Source organism: Pseudoalteromonas sp. KAN5, from assembly GCF_022846535.1.
Taxonomy (GTDB): domain Bacteria; phylum Pseudomonadota; class Gammaproteobacteria; order Enterobacterales; family Alteromonadaceae; genus Pseudoalteromonas; species Pseudoalteromonas haloplanktis.
Genome location: NZ_AP025589.1, coordinates 550,148 through 565,765 on the forward strand (window position 1 = coordinate 550,148; position 15,618 = coordinate 565,765).

13 protein-coding genes are annotated in these 15,618 nt (G+C 40.9%); 9 read left to right on the forward strand and 4 right to left on the reverse strand.

The window, feature by feature from the left end:
* Nucleotides 1–92 precede the first annotated feature (92 nt).
* Nucleotides 93–2,669, forward strand: coding sequence for an ATP-dependent chaperone ClpB (gene clpB, locus KAN5_RS02365; RefSeq protein WP_244390348.1), 2,577 nt, complete (start codon nt 93–95; stop codon nt 2,667–2,669).
* Nucleotides 2,670–2,731: 62 nt separating this feature from the next.
* On the opposite strand, the gene KAN5_RS02370 is transcribed toward clpB, so the two are convergent.
* Nucleotides 2,732–4,279 carry a PAS domain-containing methyl-accepting chemotaxis protein gene (locus KAN5_RS02370; RefSeq protein WP_016708920.1) on the reverse strand — a complete coding sequence of 516 codons (1,548 nt, stop codon included), beginning with the start codon at nt 4,277–4,279 and terminating at the stop codon, nt 2,732–2,734.
* A gap of 470 nt (nt 4,280–4,749) precedes the next feature.
* Here KAN5_RS02370 and gshA point away from each other — a divergent pair, with 470 nt between their 5' ends.
* A complete protein-coding gene (gshA, locus tag KAN5_RS02375) occupies nt 4,750–6,327 on the forward strand; it encodes a glutamate--cysteine ligase (RefSeq protein ID WP_138554889.1) in 1,578 nt (525 codons plus the stop codon).
* Between the two features lie 126 nt (nt 6,328–6,453).
* Complete coding sequence (locus KAN5_RS02380) at nt 6,454–7,062, forward strand: transglycosylase SLT domain-containing protein (RefSeq protein ID WP_016708922.1); 609 nt, start codon at nt 6,454–6,456, stop codon at nt 7,060–7,062.
* A gap of 59 nt (nt 7,063–7,121) precedes the next feature.
* Here the strand turns inward: KAN5_RS02380 and KAN5_RS02385 are convergent, their stop codons facing one another.
* The 3 genes from KAN5_RS02385 to ccsA form a co-directional block, all read right to left on the reverse strand.
* Entirely contained in the window at nt 7,122–7,958 is an 837-nt protein-coding gene (locus tag KAN5_RS02385) for a mechanosensitive ion channel domain-containing protein (RefSeq protein WP_244390349.1), read from the reverse strand.
* Between the two features lie 146 nt (nt 7,959–8,104).
* The gene (locus KAN5_RS02390; RefSeq protein WP_029216153.1) at nt 8,105–9,373 is read right to left on the reverse strand and encodes a CNNM domain-containing protein; all 1,269 of its coding nucleotides are present in this window, start codon (nt 9,371–9,373) and stop codon (nt 8,105–8,107) included.
* 61 nt (nt 9,374–9,434) lie between these two features.
* The gene (gene ccsA, locus KAN5_RS02395) at nt 9,435–10,241 is read right to left on the reverse strand and encodes a cytochrome c biogenesis protein CcsA (protein WP_016708925.1); all 807 of its coding nucleotides are present in this window, start codon (nt 10,239–10,241) and stop codon (nt 9,435–9,437) included.
* Nucleotides 10,242–10,515: 274 nt separating this feature from the next.
* On the opposite strand from ccsA, the gene ffh reads away from it, so the two are divergent.
* From ffh to tyrA, 6 genes are all read left to right on the forward strand, one after another.
* Complete coding sequence (gene ffh, locus KAN5_RS02400; RefSeq protein WP_016708926.1) at nt 10,516–11,895, forward strand: signal recognition particle protein; 1,380 nt, start codon at nt 10,516–10,518, stop codon at nt 11,893–11,895.
* Between the two features lie 260 nt (nt 11,896–12,155).
* Nucleotides 12,156–12,404 carry a 30S ribosomal protein S16 gene (gene rpsP, locus KAN5_RS02405; RefSeq protein WP_016708927.1) on the forward strand — a complete coding sequence of 83 codons (249 nt, stop codon included), beginning with the start codon at nt 12,156–12,158 and terminating at the stop codon, nt 12,402–12,404.
* A gap of 17 nt (nt 12,405–12,421) precedes the next feature.
* Nucleotides 12,422–12,958 (forward strand): ribosome maturation factor RimM, encoded by a 537-nt coding sequence (rimM, locus tag KAN5_RS02410; RefSeq protein ID WP_016708928.1) that lies wholly within the window; start codon nt 12,422–12,424, stop codon nt 12,956–12,958.
* Nucleotides 12,958–13,725 (forward strand): tRNA (guanosine(37)-N1)-methyltransferase TrmD, encoded by a 768-nt coding sequence (gene trmD / locus KAN5_RS02415; RefSeq protein WP_016708929.1) that lies wholly within the window; start codon nt 12,958–12,960, stop codon nt 13,723–13,725. Before rimM ends, trmD begins: the two co-directional genes overlap by 1 nt.
* Before the next feature lie 33 nt (nt 13,726–13,758).
* Nucleotides 13,759–14,118: a 50S ribosomal protein L19 gene (rplS, locus tag KAN5_RS02420; protein WP_002962189.1), complete on the forward strand. Its 360-nt coding sequence runs from the start codon at nt 13,759–13,761 to the stop codon at nt 14,116–14,118.
* Nucleotides 14,119–14,428: 310 nt separating this feature from the next.
* A complete protein-coding gene (tyrA, locus tag KAN5_RS02425; protein ID WP_244390350.1) occupies nt 14,429–15,562 on the forward strand; it encodes a bifunctional chorismate mutase/prephenate dehydrogenase in 1,134 nt (377 codons plus the stop codon).
* Nucleotides 15,563–15,618 lie beyond the last annotated feature (56 nt).

Here is a 15,618-nt window from a genome sequence, read left to right on the forward strand (position 1 = left end):
AGAACAGGGGATTATATTTTCTTTTAAGCCTTGATCAATTCTTCGAACATACCCATTAATTAAGCAATTAGTTTTTTTAATAGGTAACCCTTATGCGTTTAGATCGATTTACCAGTAAATTTCAATCTGCGCTCTCTGACGCTCAGTCATTAGCGCTTGGTCGCGACCATCAATTTATTGAGCCGGTACATTTAATGTACTCATTGCTACAGCAAAGTGGCTCAAGTGTCCGTGCGTTATTAGCACAAGCAGGTGTTAGTGCTGATGAACTTAACACTAAGTTGTCGCAAGAGATAGAAAAGCTGTTTAAAGTTGAAGGTGTTGGTGGCGACGTGCAGTTGTCAAATAACATGGTTTCACTAATTAATTTATGCGATAAGTACGCACAGAAGCGCAAAGATAAATATATCTCCAGTGAATTGTTTGTATTAGCCGCCTGTGAAGATAAAGGCCCATTAGGTGACATCTTCCGTGCTTTGAATGTGACCAGCACAAAAATTGAAGCGGCGATACACGCTATTCGCGGCGGTGAAAAAGTAGATGATCCCAATGCTGAAGAAACCCGCCAAGCACTTAAGAAGTTCACTATCGATTTAACGGAACGTGCAGAGCAGGGCAAGCTTGATCCTGTCATTGGTCGTGATGACGAAATTCGTCGTACGATCCAAGTATTACAACGGCGTACTAAAAATAATCCGGTGTTGATCGGTGAGCCTGGTGTGGGTAAAACCGCGATCGCCGAAGGGTTGGCGCAGCGTATTATAAATGGCGAAGTACCTGAAGGACTGAAAAATAAACGTGTGCTATCGCTGGATCTTGGAGCGCTGGTGGCAGGTGCTAAATACAGAGGTGAATTTGAAGAGCGCTTAAAAGCGGTGCTCAATGAGCTGGCCAAAGAAGAAGGCCAAGTGATTTTATTTATTGATGAAATTCATACTATGGTTGGTGCTGGTAAAAGTGATGGTGCAATGGATGCGGGTAATATGCTCAAGCCAGCCCTTGCCCGTGGTGAACTCCACTGTGTCGGCGCTACGACGTTAGATGAGTATCGTAAGTACATTGAAAAAGATGCTGCTTTAGAGCGTCGTTTTCAAAAAGTGCTCGTCGAAGAGCCATCAGTTGAAGATACCATCGCTATTTTACGTGGTTTAAAAGAGCGTTACGAGTTGCATCATTGTGTTGAGATCACCGATCCAGCTATTGTTGCAGCTGCGCATTTATCGCATCGCTATATCAGTGATCGTCAATTACCAGATAAAGCGATTGATCTCATTGATGAAGCGGGTTCGTCTATTCGCCTACAAATTGACTCAAAGCCTGAATCGCTAGATAAGTTAGAGCGCCGTATTATTCAGCTCAAACTCGAAGACAATGCATTAGCCAAAGAGAAAGACGACGCCAGTCAAAAGCGTCGTGCTGAAATGCAAGAGTTGATCACTGAACTTGAAGCTCAATATCGTGAGCTTGATGAAGTGTGGACAGCAGAAAAAGCCTCATTGCAAGGCACTCAGGTGATTAAAGCTGAGCTTGAACAGGCACGTTTGGACTTAGAAGTTGCTCGACGCGCCACAGACTTACAGCGTATGTCTGAGTTGCAATATGGTCGTATTCCTGATTTGGAACGTAAACTTGATCTGGCATCACAAGCCGAAATGCAAGAAATGAGCTTATTGAAAAACCAAGTAGGTGAAGATGAAATTGCAGAGATACTGTCACGTTGGACAGGTATTCCAGTATCGAGGATGCTGCAAGGAGAGCGTGAAAAACTACTGCAAATGGAAGAGCACTTACACCATAAAGTAATTGGCCAAGACGAAGCCGTTGTTGCAGTGGCCAATGCTATTCGCCGTTCGCGCGCAGGACTTGCCGATCCCAACCGCCCAATTGGCTCGTTTTTATTCTTAGGCCCAACCGGGGTTGGTAAAACAGAGTTAACCAAGGCGCTTGCAAGCTATATGTTTGACACCGAAAGTGCCATGGTGCGAATTGATATGTCTGAGTTTATGGAAAAACATTCAGTGGCACGCTTAGTGGGCGCTCCTCCTGGTTATGTGGGTTACGAGGAAGGCGGTTATTTAACCGAAGCAGTTCGTCGTCGCCCTTATTCAGTGATATTGTTAGATGAAATAGAAAAAGCTCATCCTGATGTGTTTAATATTTTACTGCAAGTATTGGATGATGGCCGTCTAACAGATGGACAAGGACGCACTGTTGACTTTAAAAACACGGTGATCATTATGACCTCAAACTTAGGCTCAGATATTATTCAAGAGCAAACGGGTAATAATGACTACGCAGCGTTAAAAGAAAAAGTCATGAGTGTATTGGTTAATGAATTTAGGCCAGAGTTTATCAACCGTATTGATGAAACGGTGGTATTCCATCCATTGGCGAATGAACATATTAAAGAGATTGCCGATATTCAATTGAGTAAATTGCGTGAGCGATTAACAGAAATGGGATATTTACTACAGATCAGTGATGCTGCTCTTGAGAAAATTGCCGCCAGTGGTTTTGATCCTGTTTATGGAGCGCGGCCATTGAAGCGTGCGATACAGCATACAATTGAAAATCCACTGTCGCAAAAATTGCTTGCAGGTGATTACAGTACCGGAGATATGATTGCTATTGATGCTGATGAAAATGGGCTAGTATTCTCATCACGTTAGTTCTAAGTTCGGCTTGAGCTTAACAATAAGCTCAAGCCAAATCTTGTTAGTACCGTAAATTATTAGATTTTAAAAGTCAGTAGAATATCATTTACTTTGCGTGACCCTTCAACCAAATGCGCTGCATCTTTTGCTACATTAAAGCTCAACGTTAAATTTTCGTCACTGTAACTTTTTATATGTGTGATATTGCTGCCGATCTCGGTGCTGACAGCTTGTTGTTGCTCAGCTGCTGCCGATATCTGCGTAGCAAGCTGTGATATTTCAGTAATTTGAGTAAAAATACTGTCTAGCTCTATCTGGGTATGGCCTGTTGTATTTACACATTCATCAGCTTGTGCTTTGGTATTTTTCATCACCGTTGACCAGCTAAACAAGGTATCCTGAATTTCTTTTATTGAACTGTGGATCTGTGCTGTTGCACGTTGAGTCCGCGATGATAAAGCCCGTACTTCATCAGCAACTACAGCAAAACCACGACCATGTTCGCCCGCTCTTGCAGCTTCTATGGCCGCATTGAGTGCCAGTAAGTTCGTTTGCTCGGCGATCCCTTCGATTTCAGTCATCACTTGGCCTATTTTATCCGCTTCAGTGGCAAGTGCTGTTGCTGTGGTTGCTGCTTGCTCAACTTGTAATGCAAGATCAGAGACCATAGCACTGTTATCTGCAATGTGAAGCTTAATGTCAGCGCAGCTCTGGTGAGTAATATTCACTTTTTCAGCGGTATGCTGAGTATTCCCTGATATTTCACCTATGGTTGCACTCATCTGCGACATTGCTGTGGCAATTTGACTTAGGCGTTGACCTTGCGCTGAAATACCCTTTTCAGTCAGAGTTGACTGTTGATCTAAGTTCGCTGCAATAGAGGTGAATGTAGACGTCGAATCTTTCACTCTTCCCAATACTGTACGAAGTTTAGCATTGAGCATTTGCTGGGTATATTCGCTAATACTAAATGGGTGATGGCCGACGTACACATAGCGAGATACAGAATCAAATTGTGCTTTTTGTTGTTTAAGTGCAGCAGGGGTAACAATTAATTCATCGAAGTTTAATAAAGCTATTAATAAACAAAACACACTAGCAATCAACGCCGCAGATACGGAAACAAACACGCCGAGTATTAATAAACCAACTAAAGCAATACAAACCGCAGCCCCTTGTCGCAGTGCTACTTGTTCGCGCCAAGATGAAAGAGATTTACCCGCATTGATTTTTGCATAAAGACGTTGTGCTTGTTGTTTTTGCTGTTCGCTGGGTTTTGTGCGCACGGATTGATAACCAACGAGTTGGCCATGTTCAAAAATTGGTGTAACAAATGCATCAACCCAGTAGTAACGACCATCTTTACAAAGATTTTTAACCATGCCACGCCACGAGTGTCCTTGCTTGAGTTTTTCCCACAGCTCTTTAAATGCGGCTTTAGGCATATCAGGGTGGCGAACAATATTATGATTTTTACCAACGAGTTCTTCTAAACTGTAACCCGCAATAGTGCAAAACTCTTTGTTGGCGTAGGTGATTACTCCGCGCAAATCAGTTGTGGAGACGAGTTCCTGTTGTTGTGAAAAAGTCACTTCTTCGTTTAGTAATTGCTGACCCCGACGCATAGGTAGTCCTTGATACATACTTAATTGTTAGTTGTAATTATAAAGTTCATACAAATGTAAAGATAGCCGCAGCATAGTTATCGAGTACAAAACTAGTATTAAATAGCATTTTTATGATCTAAAACAAAGAAATGCGAGAAATCCTAATGAGCAATTTGATAATCGCTGAATAAATAAATAGATATCATCGGTCTAGTACCATGAATTGAGTATTGCTAGCTGCAGTTACAGGCAATGAAATCGCATCACTGTCGTGCAATTAAAGCAATTGTATATTAGCCCTTAGAATGGCAAGATTAGTAAACATTTGGGTATGGGCTAAGCTCCCGCAGCTAGTGTGCTTTTATAAATACACGGTGACCTTCATGGTAAATAGTGGCAAATTTCAGTTATGTCATTATTAAACCTTGAGTATTATCAATTTGCCCCCATAGACTTAGGATTAGGCCACGTGGCTCGAGGAAGCATTTTTGACAACACATGATTTAACTAAAGCGCTAACAGCGCTCGCCCCAGAACAGCATAAATACGCAATTAAAGGCATTCAACGTGGTATTGAAAGGGAAGCGTTAAGAATTCAACCAAATGGCACTATTTCGCAACAGGCTCACCCAAAAGGGGTTGGTTGCGCGTTAACGAATGGGCATATCACCACTGACTTTTCAGAGGCATTACTAGAGTTTATTACGCCTGTAAGTGACTCTGCCGAAGAAACGCTAAAACAGCTTCATGATTTGCAAAAATTTACTCTATCAAAAATGGGTGATGAATTATTATGGCCTATTAGTATGCCATGTTTTATTGAGCACCAGGATGATATTGCTTTAGCTCAATTTGGTGATTCTAATATTGGTCGAATGAAAACCCTTTACCGTGAAGGCCTTAAAAACCGTTATGGTAGTATGATGCAAGCAATTGCCGGTGTGCATTTTAATATCTCGTTTCCAAACTCTTTTTGGAAAAGTTTACAAACGATTAAAGGCGATACCGGATCATTACAAGACTTCATTTCATCAGGCTATTTAGGGTTGATCCGCAATTTTAAACGAGAGCTGTGGTTAATTAGTTATTTATTCGGCGCATCTCCGGCACTGTGTAATTCATTTTTACAAGGGCGCAGTACTGAACTGCCGTTTAAAAAGCTAGGTAAAGGCACACTTTATCTAGAAACTGGCACTGCGTTACGCTTAGGGAATTTAGGTTATACTAATAGTGCTCAATCCTCATTAAAAGTAATGTATAACTCACTAGAGGAATATGTTGCTGGCTTAAAAGCAGCAATCAACACACCGTCTGATATTTATCATCAACTCGCGGACTATAAAGATGCGCAGCCAAAGCAATTGAATAAAAATGTGCTGCAGATTGAAAATGAATTTTATTCACCAATTCGTCCTAAACGTAATGCTAATAGCGGTGAAACGCCAACAGATGCACTATTACGTGGTGGTATAGAATACATAGAAATTCGTGCGCTAGATGTCAATCCATTTGCAGCAACAGGGATAGATATTGAACAAATCCACTTTTTAGATGTGTTTTTGACTTATTGCTTGTTAAAAGATTCACCTGCAATGGATTGGGATTCTCAGCAACGTAGTACTGAAAATTTAGATACTGTTGTCAGTGATGGTCGAGCTGTGCAGGTGATGCTAAATCGCTCTGGTGAAACATGTAGTTTAGCGACTTGGGGCGCGGAAATTTTTACTCAGTTACAACATGTTGCTACGTATATGGACGAAGCGTATGGGGTAAGTTATTACAGTGAAACTATCACGCGATTAAGCCAATGGGTTGCTGATCCTGACTTAACTTACTCGGGTCGCTACGTAAAGCAGCTGAAAGAGTCAGGTGTTGATAATGGTTATTTTGCATTAGCGCTGGCAAAAAATTATCAGCAAAGTCATGAGACAACACCGTATCATGTGTATTCAGATAATTACTTAAACCAGCAAGCTGAGCAATCAATCGTCGCTGAACAAACCTTGAAAGCCGCTGATAATGTGACATTTAATGCTTTTTTAGATGCCTATTTTAAAGCGAAATAAAGCGGCAAAAAAAAACGCAGCCCAAGTTGGCTGCGTAAAGATTCTTCAGGGATAAACAATGCTAAACTGCGCATTCATAAAGTAGGACTTACGCTTTTATAAAAAGTTCAGCGAGAATCAAAAAAAATGAAAAAAAGTTTAATTATTTTATCGCTGGGAGCTGCGTTAACAGGTTGCGCAACAGCCCCTCCAAAGCAACCTAATGATATATGTAAGATTTTTGAAGAAAAAAACGATTGGTATTATGATGCAAGAGACGCTCAAGATAAATGGGGATCGCCAAAGCATGTCCTCATGAGCATGATGTATCAAGAAAGTTCGTTTCGTCATGATGCAGCACCACCGATGGAATATTTTTTATGGATTATCCCCACAGGACGTGCCAGTTCAGCGTATGGATATTCGCAAGCAAAAACGCCAACCTGGTCTGACTATATCCGTGAAACCGGTAACAGCGGGGCAGATCGCGATGATTTTGATGATGCTATCGACTTTATGGCATGGTTTGTATATAAAACCAATAAAGTAAATGGCGTGTCAAAATGGGATGCCTATGCACAATACCTCAACTATCATGAAGGCTGGGGAGGCTATAAGCGTGGCACCTATAAAAAGAAACAATGGCTTATGAATGTAGCTAATAAGGTTAAAAATCGCGCGAGTCGCTATGGTGCTCAACTTAAAAAGTGTGAAGCAGATCTCGATAAAAGTTGGCTGGAAAGGTTATTTAGTTAACCTGTTACTCAATATTTAAAAAGCCCGTACTCATATGGCGGGCTTTTTTAATGGTCGGTTTACTTTCCGGGAAACTGATGTATATGTACATCGCGTTGTGGGAATGGAATGGTGATATTTTCTTTATCGAAGGCAATTTTAACGCGTTCGTATAAACCAAAATACACCGGCCAGTAATTTTCAGAATCAACCCATGCCCAAACTAGCATGCCAATATGGCTATCGCCATGTTGACTCACGTGAACAACTGGCTGTTTATTTTCTTCTTTGAGCACTAAATCATAGTCATTTAATACACTCATAAGTACTGCACGCACTTTAATTACATCGTCGCTGTAGCTTATACCAAACTCAATATCAACACGGCGAGTGGGCTCTGCGAACTTGTTTTTAACACAACCATTTGAAAGAGCACCATTTGGTATGATGATTTTTTCATTATCATAAGTCAGTAATACAGTAACAAAAATTTGAATTTCTACGACTTTGCCCATATAGCCTTGCGCTTCGATTACATCACCGACTTTAAATGGTTTGAAGAACAAGATCAGTACGCCACCTGCAAAGTTAGCTAAGCTTCCTTGCAATGCCATACCTACCGCTAAACCTGCAGCACCGAGCATGGCAATAAATGAGGTGGTTTCGATACCGATCATTGAGGCAACAGAGATCAGTAATAGAACTTTTAAAATGACAGAGATAAATGATACTAAAAAATGCGTTAAACCCGCTTCAAACTTCACACGTGCCATTGATTTTTCGGCCATATTTGAAATACGACCAATGAACCACCAACCAACAATTAAAACAAAAATTGCCAGTAAAAATTTCGGACCATACAGCATCACTATTTCAATAGCTTTGGTGTAAATGGTTTCGATAGAAATATCTTCCATTAAGTTTCCCCATTAGAAATAAAAATTAGCAGTTATACCATAGTTTAATAGTTATGGCGTAAATGAGTAATAGCAGAGGAAAATTTAAGAAACTAGAAAATGGGGAGAGTAGAGTAGAGTAGTGAGGTACTACTCTACTTTAAGACTTACACTTTGCGTTTATTTGCTTGGATACGAACCAATTTGATCATGTTTTCTTTTACTTCGACGACTTCTATTGGGTAGCCAGCGATACGTAAACTCAAATTTGTATCCGGAATATCTTCTAGGTATTCAACAATCAAACCACTTAATGTTTTTGGGCCATCGAGAGGGAATTCCCAATCCATTTCTTTATTAAGATCACGTACGTTAGCACCACCATCGACTAAGAAAGAGCCGTCATCTTGAGGCATAACTTCTTCGCTCGGCGTCCGTGTTTGTGTCGTGGTAAAGTCTCCGACTACTTCTTCAAGAATATCTTCTAAAGTTACCAGACCTTGTATGTCACCGTATTCGTCAACCACTAAGCCTATACGCTCTTTAGATTGTTGGAACTTAAACAGTTGTGTATTTAGTGAAGTTCCTTCAGGTATAAAGTAAATTTCACGTACGGCACGTAGTAATGACGGTTTATCAAATTGCTCTTTTGTTAATAAGCGAAGCGCATCACGCGAATGAATAAACCCCACAGCATCGTCAATTTGGTCGCGGTATAAAAGCACGCGAGTATGTTGTGCGTGGGTAAGCTGTTTACTAATTAGCTTCCAGTCGTCGTTAATATCAATTGCCACGATTTCATTACGTGGGATCATAATATCTTCAACGGTAACTTGCTCTAAATCTAATATAGAGGTCAACATACTTTGGTGACGGGCAGGAATAAGTGCGCCTGATTCATTCAGCACGGTTTTTAATTCTTCTTTACTCATGCTGTGCTCATCTATTTGTGCGGCACTAATACCAAATAACCGTAATATACCGTTGGTCATCCAGTTAACAATAACCACCAACGGAAACATTATTTTCAGTAGCCCTTTGAGGATCACAGAGCTTGGGAAGGCCACTTTTTCAGGATAAAGAGCGGCTAAAGTCTTGGGTGTAACTTCTGCAAATATTAATACCACTAGGGTTAATACGCCTGTTGCAATGGCAATACCTAAATCACCATAGAGGCGAATACCTATAATAGTTGCGACCTGTGCAGCGGCAATGTTTACTAAGTTATTACCGATTAGGATAAGACCTATCAGTCTGTCAGGACGGCTCAACAATTTGTTGACACGCTTCGCTGCGCGATGGTTTTCTTTAGCAAGGTGACGTAAGCGGATTCTGTTAATTGACATTATGCCTGTTTCAGAACCAGAAAAATATGCAGAACAAAGTATGAGTATTCCAAGTATTATAAACAAAACACTTGTAGAGATGTCGTCCAAAGAAGGATCCTTTTTTATTTAACCAATGTGTATTAAGCGTGAGTGAGCAGTTTGAGTCAAGTTAAAACTTATTCAGGATCACTTCTTGTACAAACCGGCTACCAAAATAAGCCAACGTTAAAACAAAAGCGGCAGCCATAATAGCCAGTACCACGGGTTTTCCGCGCCAACCCTGTTTTAAATGACCAATTGTCACTGTTGCAAACATAGCCCAAGCAATTAACGATAAAATTGTTTTATGTATAAATTCATTGGCAAACATGCCATCAAGAAAAATAAACCCAGATAATAAAGCCAAAGTTAATAAGAGTGTACCAAGTGTGAGTAAATGATAGAGTTGACGTTCAACTACCATCAATGGGGGTAAATGACTACGCACTATAGCTAAGTCTTTGCGCTTTAAACGCTTGTCAATAAAGTAAAATTGTACGCCATACAAAGTCGCAATTATCAATACGCAGTATGCGAGCAATGAAAGTGAAATATGGGTAACTAACCCGATTTCGACATCAATACTTTGTAATAAAATATGATGTGGGATAAATAAGCTGGCTATAGTGAGTAAAGCTGCAAAGCCATAAACGACAGGCAGTAATAAGGTTGCAGGGAACTTAAGTGATACTGTTGTAACTGACACTACTATTACCCAGCAGGTCAACAGTGACACATTTACAATACTTAAATCTTGGCCGTCGGTGCGAAATACTGAATTTACCAGTAATAGCATGTGCGCTAGAATCGCCACAGTACTGAGAATAATAGTCAGCTTTTGGCTCGGCCCTTGCTGGTGAAATAACCGAGATAGTACGTGAGACGTTGCTAAGATATAAAATAAACTGGCAATAATAGTTAAACTAATAATCAGCATAGTGCTTGGGCCACTCAATTTGAGTCAAATATTCCTTGTTAGAGTAAAGGCATTGTATTTTATAGCAAGGCAAATGCATAGAGTTTGTAAAAAGAAACTCAAACAGCGCACTTGAACACTGTATTGTGCGCCACCATTTGCGGTATACTGCTTTTAATTAAAATTTTAATAATACTGATTATATGAAATCAACGTTATTTTTTAGTAAGTATTAACTTAATAACGATAACCTTGATTGGAAAATTGGTATATCACGTTTGATCGGAACCTTTACATGTTTGAGAACCTCCAAGAACGATTAGGTAAAACCTTAAAAAATATTAGCGGCCGTGGGCGCCTTACTGAAGATAATATCAAAGATACGCTACGTGAAGTACGTATGGCTTTTTTAGAGGCTGACGTTGCGCTACCCGTCGTTCGTGAGTTTGTGAAACAAGTTAAAGAACGTGCTGTGGGTGTTGAAGTAACAAAAAGCTTAAGCCCAGGGCAAGTGTTCATAAAAATTGTTCGTGAAGAACTTGAAAAAGCGATGGGTGAAGCGAATGAAGAGCTAAACCTAAACGCACAACCGCCAGCAGTTGTTATGATGGCAGGCTTACAAGGTGCAGGTAAAACCACCAGCGTCGGTAAGTTAGCTAAATTCTTAAAAGAGCGTAAGAAAAAGTCAGTACTAGTTGTTAGTGCCGATGTTTATCGCCCCGCTGCAATAAAACAGTTAGAAACGCTGGCTAACGAAGTTGGTGTAGACTTTTTCCCAAGTGATATTTCCCAAAAGCCGGTTGATATTGCTAATGCGGCTATCTCTCATGCGAAAAAGAAATTTATCGATGTGGTACTTGTCGATACCGCAGGTCGTTTGCACGTTGATAGCGATATGATGGATGAAATCAAAGCGTTACACAGTGCTATTACGCCAATCGAAACCTTATTTGTAGTTGATGCAATGACAGGTCAAGATGCGGCTAATACAGCTAAAGCGTTTGATGAAGCATTGCCGCTTACGGGTGTTATTTTAACTAAAACCGATGGTGATGCGCGCGGTGGTGCGGCATTATCTATTCGCCATATCACGGGTAAACCAATTAAATTTATGGGTGTGGGGGAGCGTACTGATGCCCTTGAGCCTTTTCATCCTGACCGTATTGCTTCACGTATTTTAGGTATGGGTGATGTACTTTCATTGATCGAAGAAGTCGAGATGAAAGTAGATAAAGAAAAAGCGGCCAAAGTAGCTGAAAAAGTATTTAAAGGCGATGGCTTTACCCTTGATGATTTTGCTGAACAATTAAAGCAAATGAAAAACATGGGCGGCATGATGTCGATGCTTGATAAGCTGCCGGGTATGCAAAACTTACCGGATGCAGTAAAAGGGCAAATGGGTGATAAAACATTTATTCAAATGGAAGCAATCATCAGCTCAATGACTAAACAAGAGCGTGCTCGCCCTGAAATCATCAAAGGTTCTCGTAAAAAACGTATTGCAGCAGGCTCTGGTACACAAGTGCAAGAGATCAATAAATTGCTAAAACAATTTACCCAAATGCAAAAGATGATGAAAAAAATGAAAGGTAAAGGTGGCATGATGAAAATGATGCGTGGAATGAAAGGCATGTTACCACCGGGAATGATGGGCGGTGGCGGTCCTAAATTCTAAGCTTTTGGCTAAAGTTTGATGTATTCGTCATTTAGTTAATGAAAAAAGGGGGCAAATAGCCTCTTTTTTTGTAGATAAATTATGCACTGAAAGGGCTTTATACTCTGATTTAACGCGTAGATCATAGTTTAATCAACTTAACACTCATTTCACGTCACTTCTTACTTGCATTGTTGCTAAAAACTCGTACAATTCCCCAGCTCCCCATACTGGGGAGTAAATCTTATTAATGAAAACAGTCAATCTATTTAGAGGACGGTATGGTAACTATTCGTTTGCAACGTGGTGGCGCTAAAAAACGCCCTTTCTATCAAATTGTGGTTGCGGATAGCCGTTTCTCGCGTGACGGTCGCTTCATCGAGAAAGTAGGCTTTTTTAACCCAATTGCTAGTGGTCAAGAAGAAAAAGTACGTTTAGATTTATCTCGTGTAGAACACTGGGTAGGTCAGGGCGCATCTCTTTCAGATCGCGTAAGTAAGTTAGTAAAAGACGCTCGTAAAGCGGCTTAATAGGCGTAAGTGTAACCATGAGTCAAGAGAACACCTCATCAATAATTGTCGTAGGAAAGCTCGGCGCCCCGTATGGTATAAAGGGCTGGCTTAAGGTACATTCATTTACTGATGATCCCCAAGGGATCTTCGATTTCAGCCCGTGGTTGATAGGGCAACAAGGTAAATGGCAGGCTTTAGAAGTGGTCGACTGGCGTCGCCACAACAAAGGCTTTATCGCCAAGTTTGCGCAAGTAAACGACAGAGACCAAGCAATGGCGTATACCAATGTGGAAGTATCTGTAGATTCAGCGCAGCTACCAGAATTACCGCAAGGTGAATTCTATTGGCGAGATCTCATTGGCATGTCGGTTGTAACTGATAAAGGTTATAACTTAGGTATAGTTGATGACCTGATGGAGACAGGTTCAAATGACGTATTAGTTGTGAAAGCAAATAATAAAGATGCATTTGGACAAGCAGAACGTTTAATTCCATTTTTAACTGATTCAGTTATAAAAGAAGTTAAACATGATGCAAGAGAAATTACCGTAGACTGGGATCCAGGCTTTTAATGAGTCAAACGAGTTCGTTGTGGGTAGGGGTAATTAGCCTTTTCCCGGACATGTTTGATGCCATTACACAGCAAGGTGTAACTGGTCGCGCAGTAAAAAATGGGTTAATTGATTTTAACTGCTGGAACCCGCGGGACTATGCGACTGATAAGCATAGAACAGTGGATGATCGTCCTTACGGGGGCGGTCCAGGTATGTTAATGATGGTTGAACCATTGAAGCAAGCCATTCTTGACGCTAAAGCAGCGGCAGGTGATGGTGCAAAAGTAATTTATATGTCCCCGCAAGGGCGCAAATTAGATCAGCAAGGGGCGAGCGAACTCGCAAACTCTAAAAAACTGATTTTAATTGCCGGTCGCTATGAAGGTATAGACGAGAGAATAATAGAATCATATGTTGACGAAGAATGGTCAATTGGTGATTTTATTTTGAGTGGTGGTGAACTACCTGCCATGACATTAATTGACGCAGTAGCGCGATTAGTGCCAGGTGTATTAGGACACAACCAATCAGCGGAGCAAGACTCATTTTCGGATGGCTTGCTAGATTGTCCTCATTATACTCGGCCAGAAACATTGGACGACAAACAGGTTCCTGCTGTATTACTCAGTGGTAACCACCAAGAGATAGCTAAATGGCGGCAAATGCAGTCATTAGGCAGAACTTGGCTTAGGCGTCCTGACTTGTTGCATAACCTAGCTCTGACTGAGGAGCAAGCGGTATTACTCGCGAAATTTCAGCAAGAGTACCAAAAAGCTTGTGGCTAGAAGACAGTTACACCTAGGAAAGTGAGAAACATAATGGCAAAAGTAAACCAAAATATTATTAAAGCGCTTGAAGATGAGCAGCTTAAAACAGACGTACCTGCATTTGGCCCTGGTGATACAGTGGTTGTACAGGTAAAAGTAAAAGAAGGTGCTAAAGAGCGTCTACAGGCCTTTGAAGGTGTTGTAATCGCTAAGCGTAATCGTGGTCTTCACTCAGCATTCACAGTTCGTAAAATCTCGAACGGTGAAGGTGTTGAGCGTGTATTCCAAACGCACAGCCCTCTTATCGATAGCGTAGCAGTTAAGCGTCGCGGTGCAGTTCGCCGTGCGAAACTTTACTATCTACGTGAGCGTTCTGGTAAATCTGCACGTATTAGAGAAAAACTTAACTAATACGCGCTGTTTAGCAACGCAAAAAAAACGGGTTGCAGCCTTCGGGTTGCAACCCGTTTTGGTTTTTTATAGCAAAATAAGCCCGCTAAAAAATATTACTCATAAATCAAATTCACTCGCCAACTTATAACTTACGGCTTATAACTTAAACCTTATAACTTAAGGCTTAGCGCTTAAAGCTTAAACACTTATTCTTTTCCCTATTTAGCCTTTTAACAGCCTACTGATCCTGTTAGTATTTATCGTATTAATAAGTTTACTTCTATGTAAATTTTAGTGTACGAAATTGCAGTTCTAAGGTGGTAGTCGCGTGGCGGATATAAAAGAGTTAGATAAGTTAAGAGAAGGCATTGATGAATGCGATGCCCAGTTGGTTGCATTACTAGCTAGGCGTAATAATATTACTGAACAAATTGGCGCAATCAAACAACAAACTGGTGCGCCGCTGCATGCGCCTGACCGTGAAGCGAGTTTATTAGCAGCCCGTCGCCAAGAAGCATTAAATCAAGGGGTTAACCCTGAACTAGTCGAAGATATTCTGCGCCGGATGATGCGCGAAGCATACCAAAATCAACAAGCTAAACTTGCCTGTAGTGCACCGCAATTGTCACCTATTGTTATAGTCGGTGGCCAAGGTGCAATGGGGCAGTTGTTTGCTCAGCAATTTATTCGCTCAGGGTATGAAGTTAGGATTCTCGACAAAGAACAGCAAAGTAACGCTCAAGCAATCTTAGCAGGTGCAAAACTGGTGATGATCAGTGTGCCTATCAATGCCTTAGAAGCCGTAGTTACTGCCTTACCTAAACTCGATGATGATTGTTTGTTGGTTGATATCACATCGGTTAAGCAAGCACCATTAAATGTATTAAAAGCGGTGCATAATGGTCCTGTGGTTGGCTTACACCCGATGTTTGGCCCTGATATCTCTCATTGGGTAAAGCAGACCGTGGTAGTGTGTGAAGGGCGTAACCATGAAGTTGCACAAGGGTTATTGTCGCAATTACAAGTATGGGGCTGCCAGTTAGTTGAACTCGAGGCGAAAAAGCACGACGAAGCAATGCAAATAATCCAAGTGATGCGCCATTTAACCACCTTTGTGTATGGCCAATTTTTAGCTAAACAAAGCCACACTCTTGAAGAGTTACGTAGTTGTTCGTCGCCTATCTACCAGTTAGAGCTGATGATGGTGGGCCGCTTGTTTGCACAATCGCCAGAGCTTTATTCTGACATTATGCTAGCGCAATTTGATAATGTTGAACCTTTGCTTGCGCAATACCAAGAAACCTTTGCTAGTACATTAACAAAATTAAAAGCGGGCGATAAAGCGGCTTTGATTGATTCATTTGCTGATGCGAAAGAATACTTCTCAGATTCCACCGCGCATTTCTTAACGCAAAGCCGTAGTTTATTAAATAAAGCCAATGATGCTAAAGTACTTGATTAATAAAGCACTAACATTCAATAGATAACAAAAAGGGCCATAATGGCCCTTTTGCTTTA

What these genes read in the sequence shown, in the direction of transcription:
- clpB (WP_244390348.1), top strand. Translation starts at nt 93, where the DNA reads ATGCGTTTAGATCGATTTACCAGTAAATTTCAATCTGCGCTCTCTGAC.
- KAN5_RS02370 (WP_016708920.1), bottom strand. Translation starts at nt 4,279, where the DNA reads ATGCGTCGGGGTCAGCAATTACTAAACGAAGAAGTGACTTTTTCACAA.
- KAN5_RS02380 (WP_016708922.1), top strand. Translation starts at nt 6,454, where the DNA reads ATGAAAAAAAGTTTAATTATTTTATCGCTGGGAGCTGCGTTAACAGGT.
- KAN5_RS02385 (WP_244390349.1), bottom strand. Translation starts at nt 7,958, where the DNA reads ATGGAAGATATTTCTATCGAAACCATTTACACCAAAGCTATTGAAATA.
- ccsA (WP_016708925.1), bottom strand. Translation starts at nt 10,241, where the DNA reads ATGCTGATTATTAGTTTAACTATTATTGCCAGTTTATTTTATATCTTA.
- ffh (WP_016708926.1), top strand. Translation starts at nt 10,516, where the DNA reads ATGTTTGAGAACCTCCAAGAACGATTAGGTAAAACCTTAAAAAATATT.
- rpsP (WP_016708927.1), top strand. Translation starts at nt 12,156, where the DNA reads ATGGTAACTATTCGTTTGCAACGTGGTGGCGCTAAAAAACGCCCTTTC.
- rimM (WP_016708928.1), top strand. Translation starts at nt 12,422, where the DNA reads ATGAGTCAAGAGAACACCTCATCAATAATTGTCGTAGGAAAGCTCGGC.
- trmD (WP_016708929.1), top strand. Translation starts at nt 12,958, where the DNA reads ATGAGTCAAACGAGTTCGTTGTGGGTAGGGGTAATTAGCCTTTTCCCG.
- rplS (WP_002962189.1), top strand. Translation starts at nt 13,759, where the DNA reads ATGGCAAAAGTAAACCAAAATATTATTAAAGCGCTTGAAGATGAGCAG.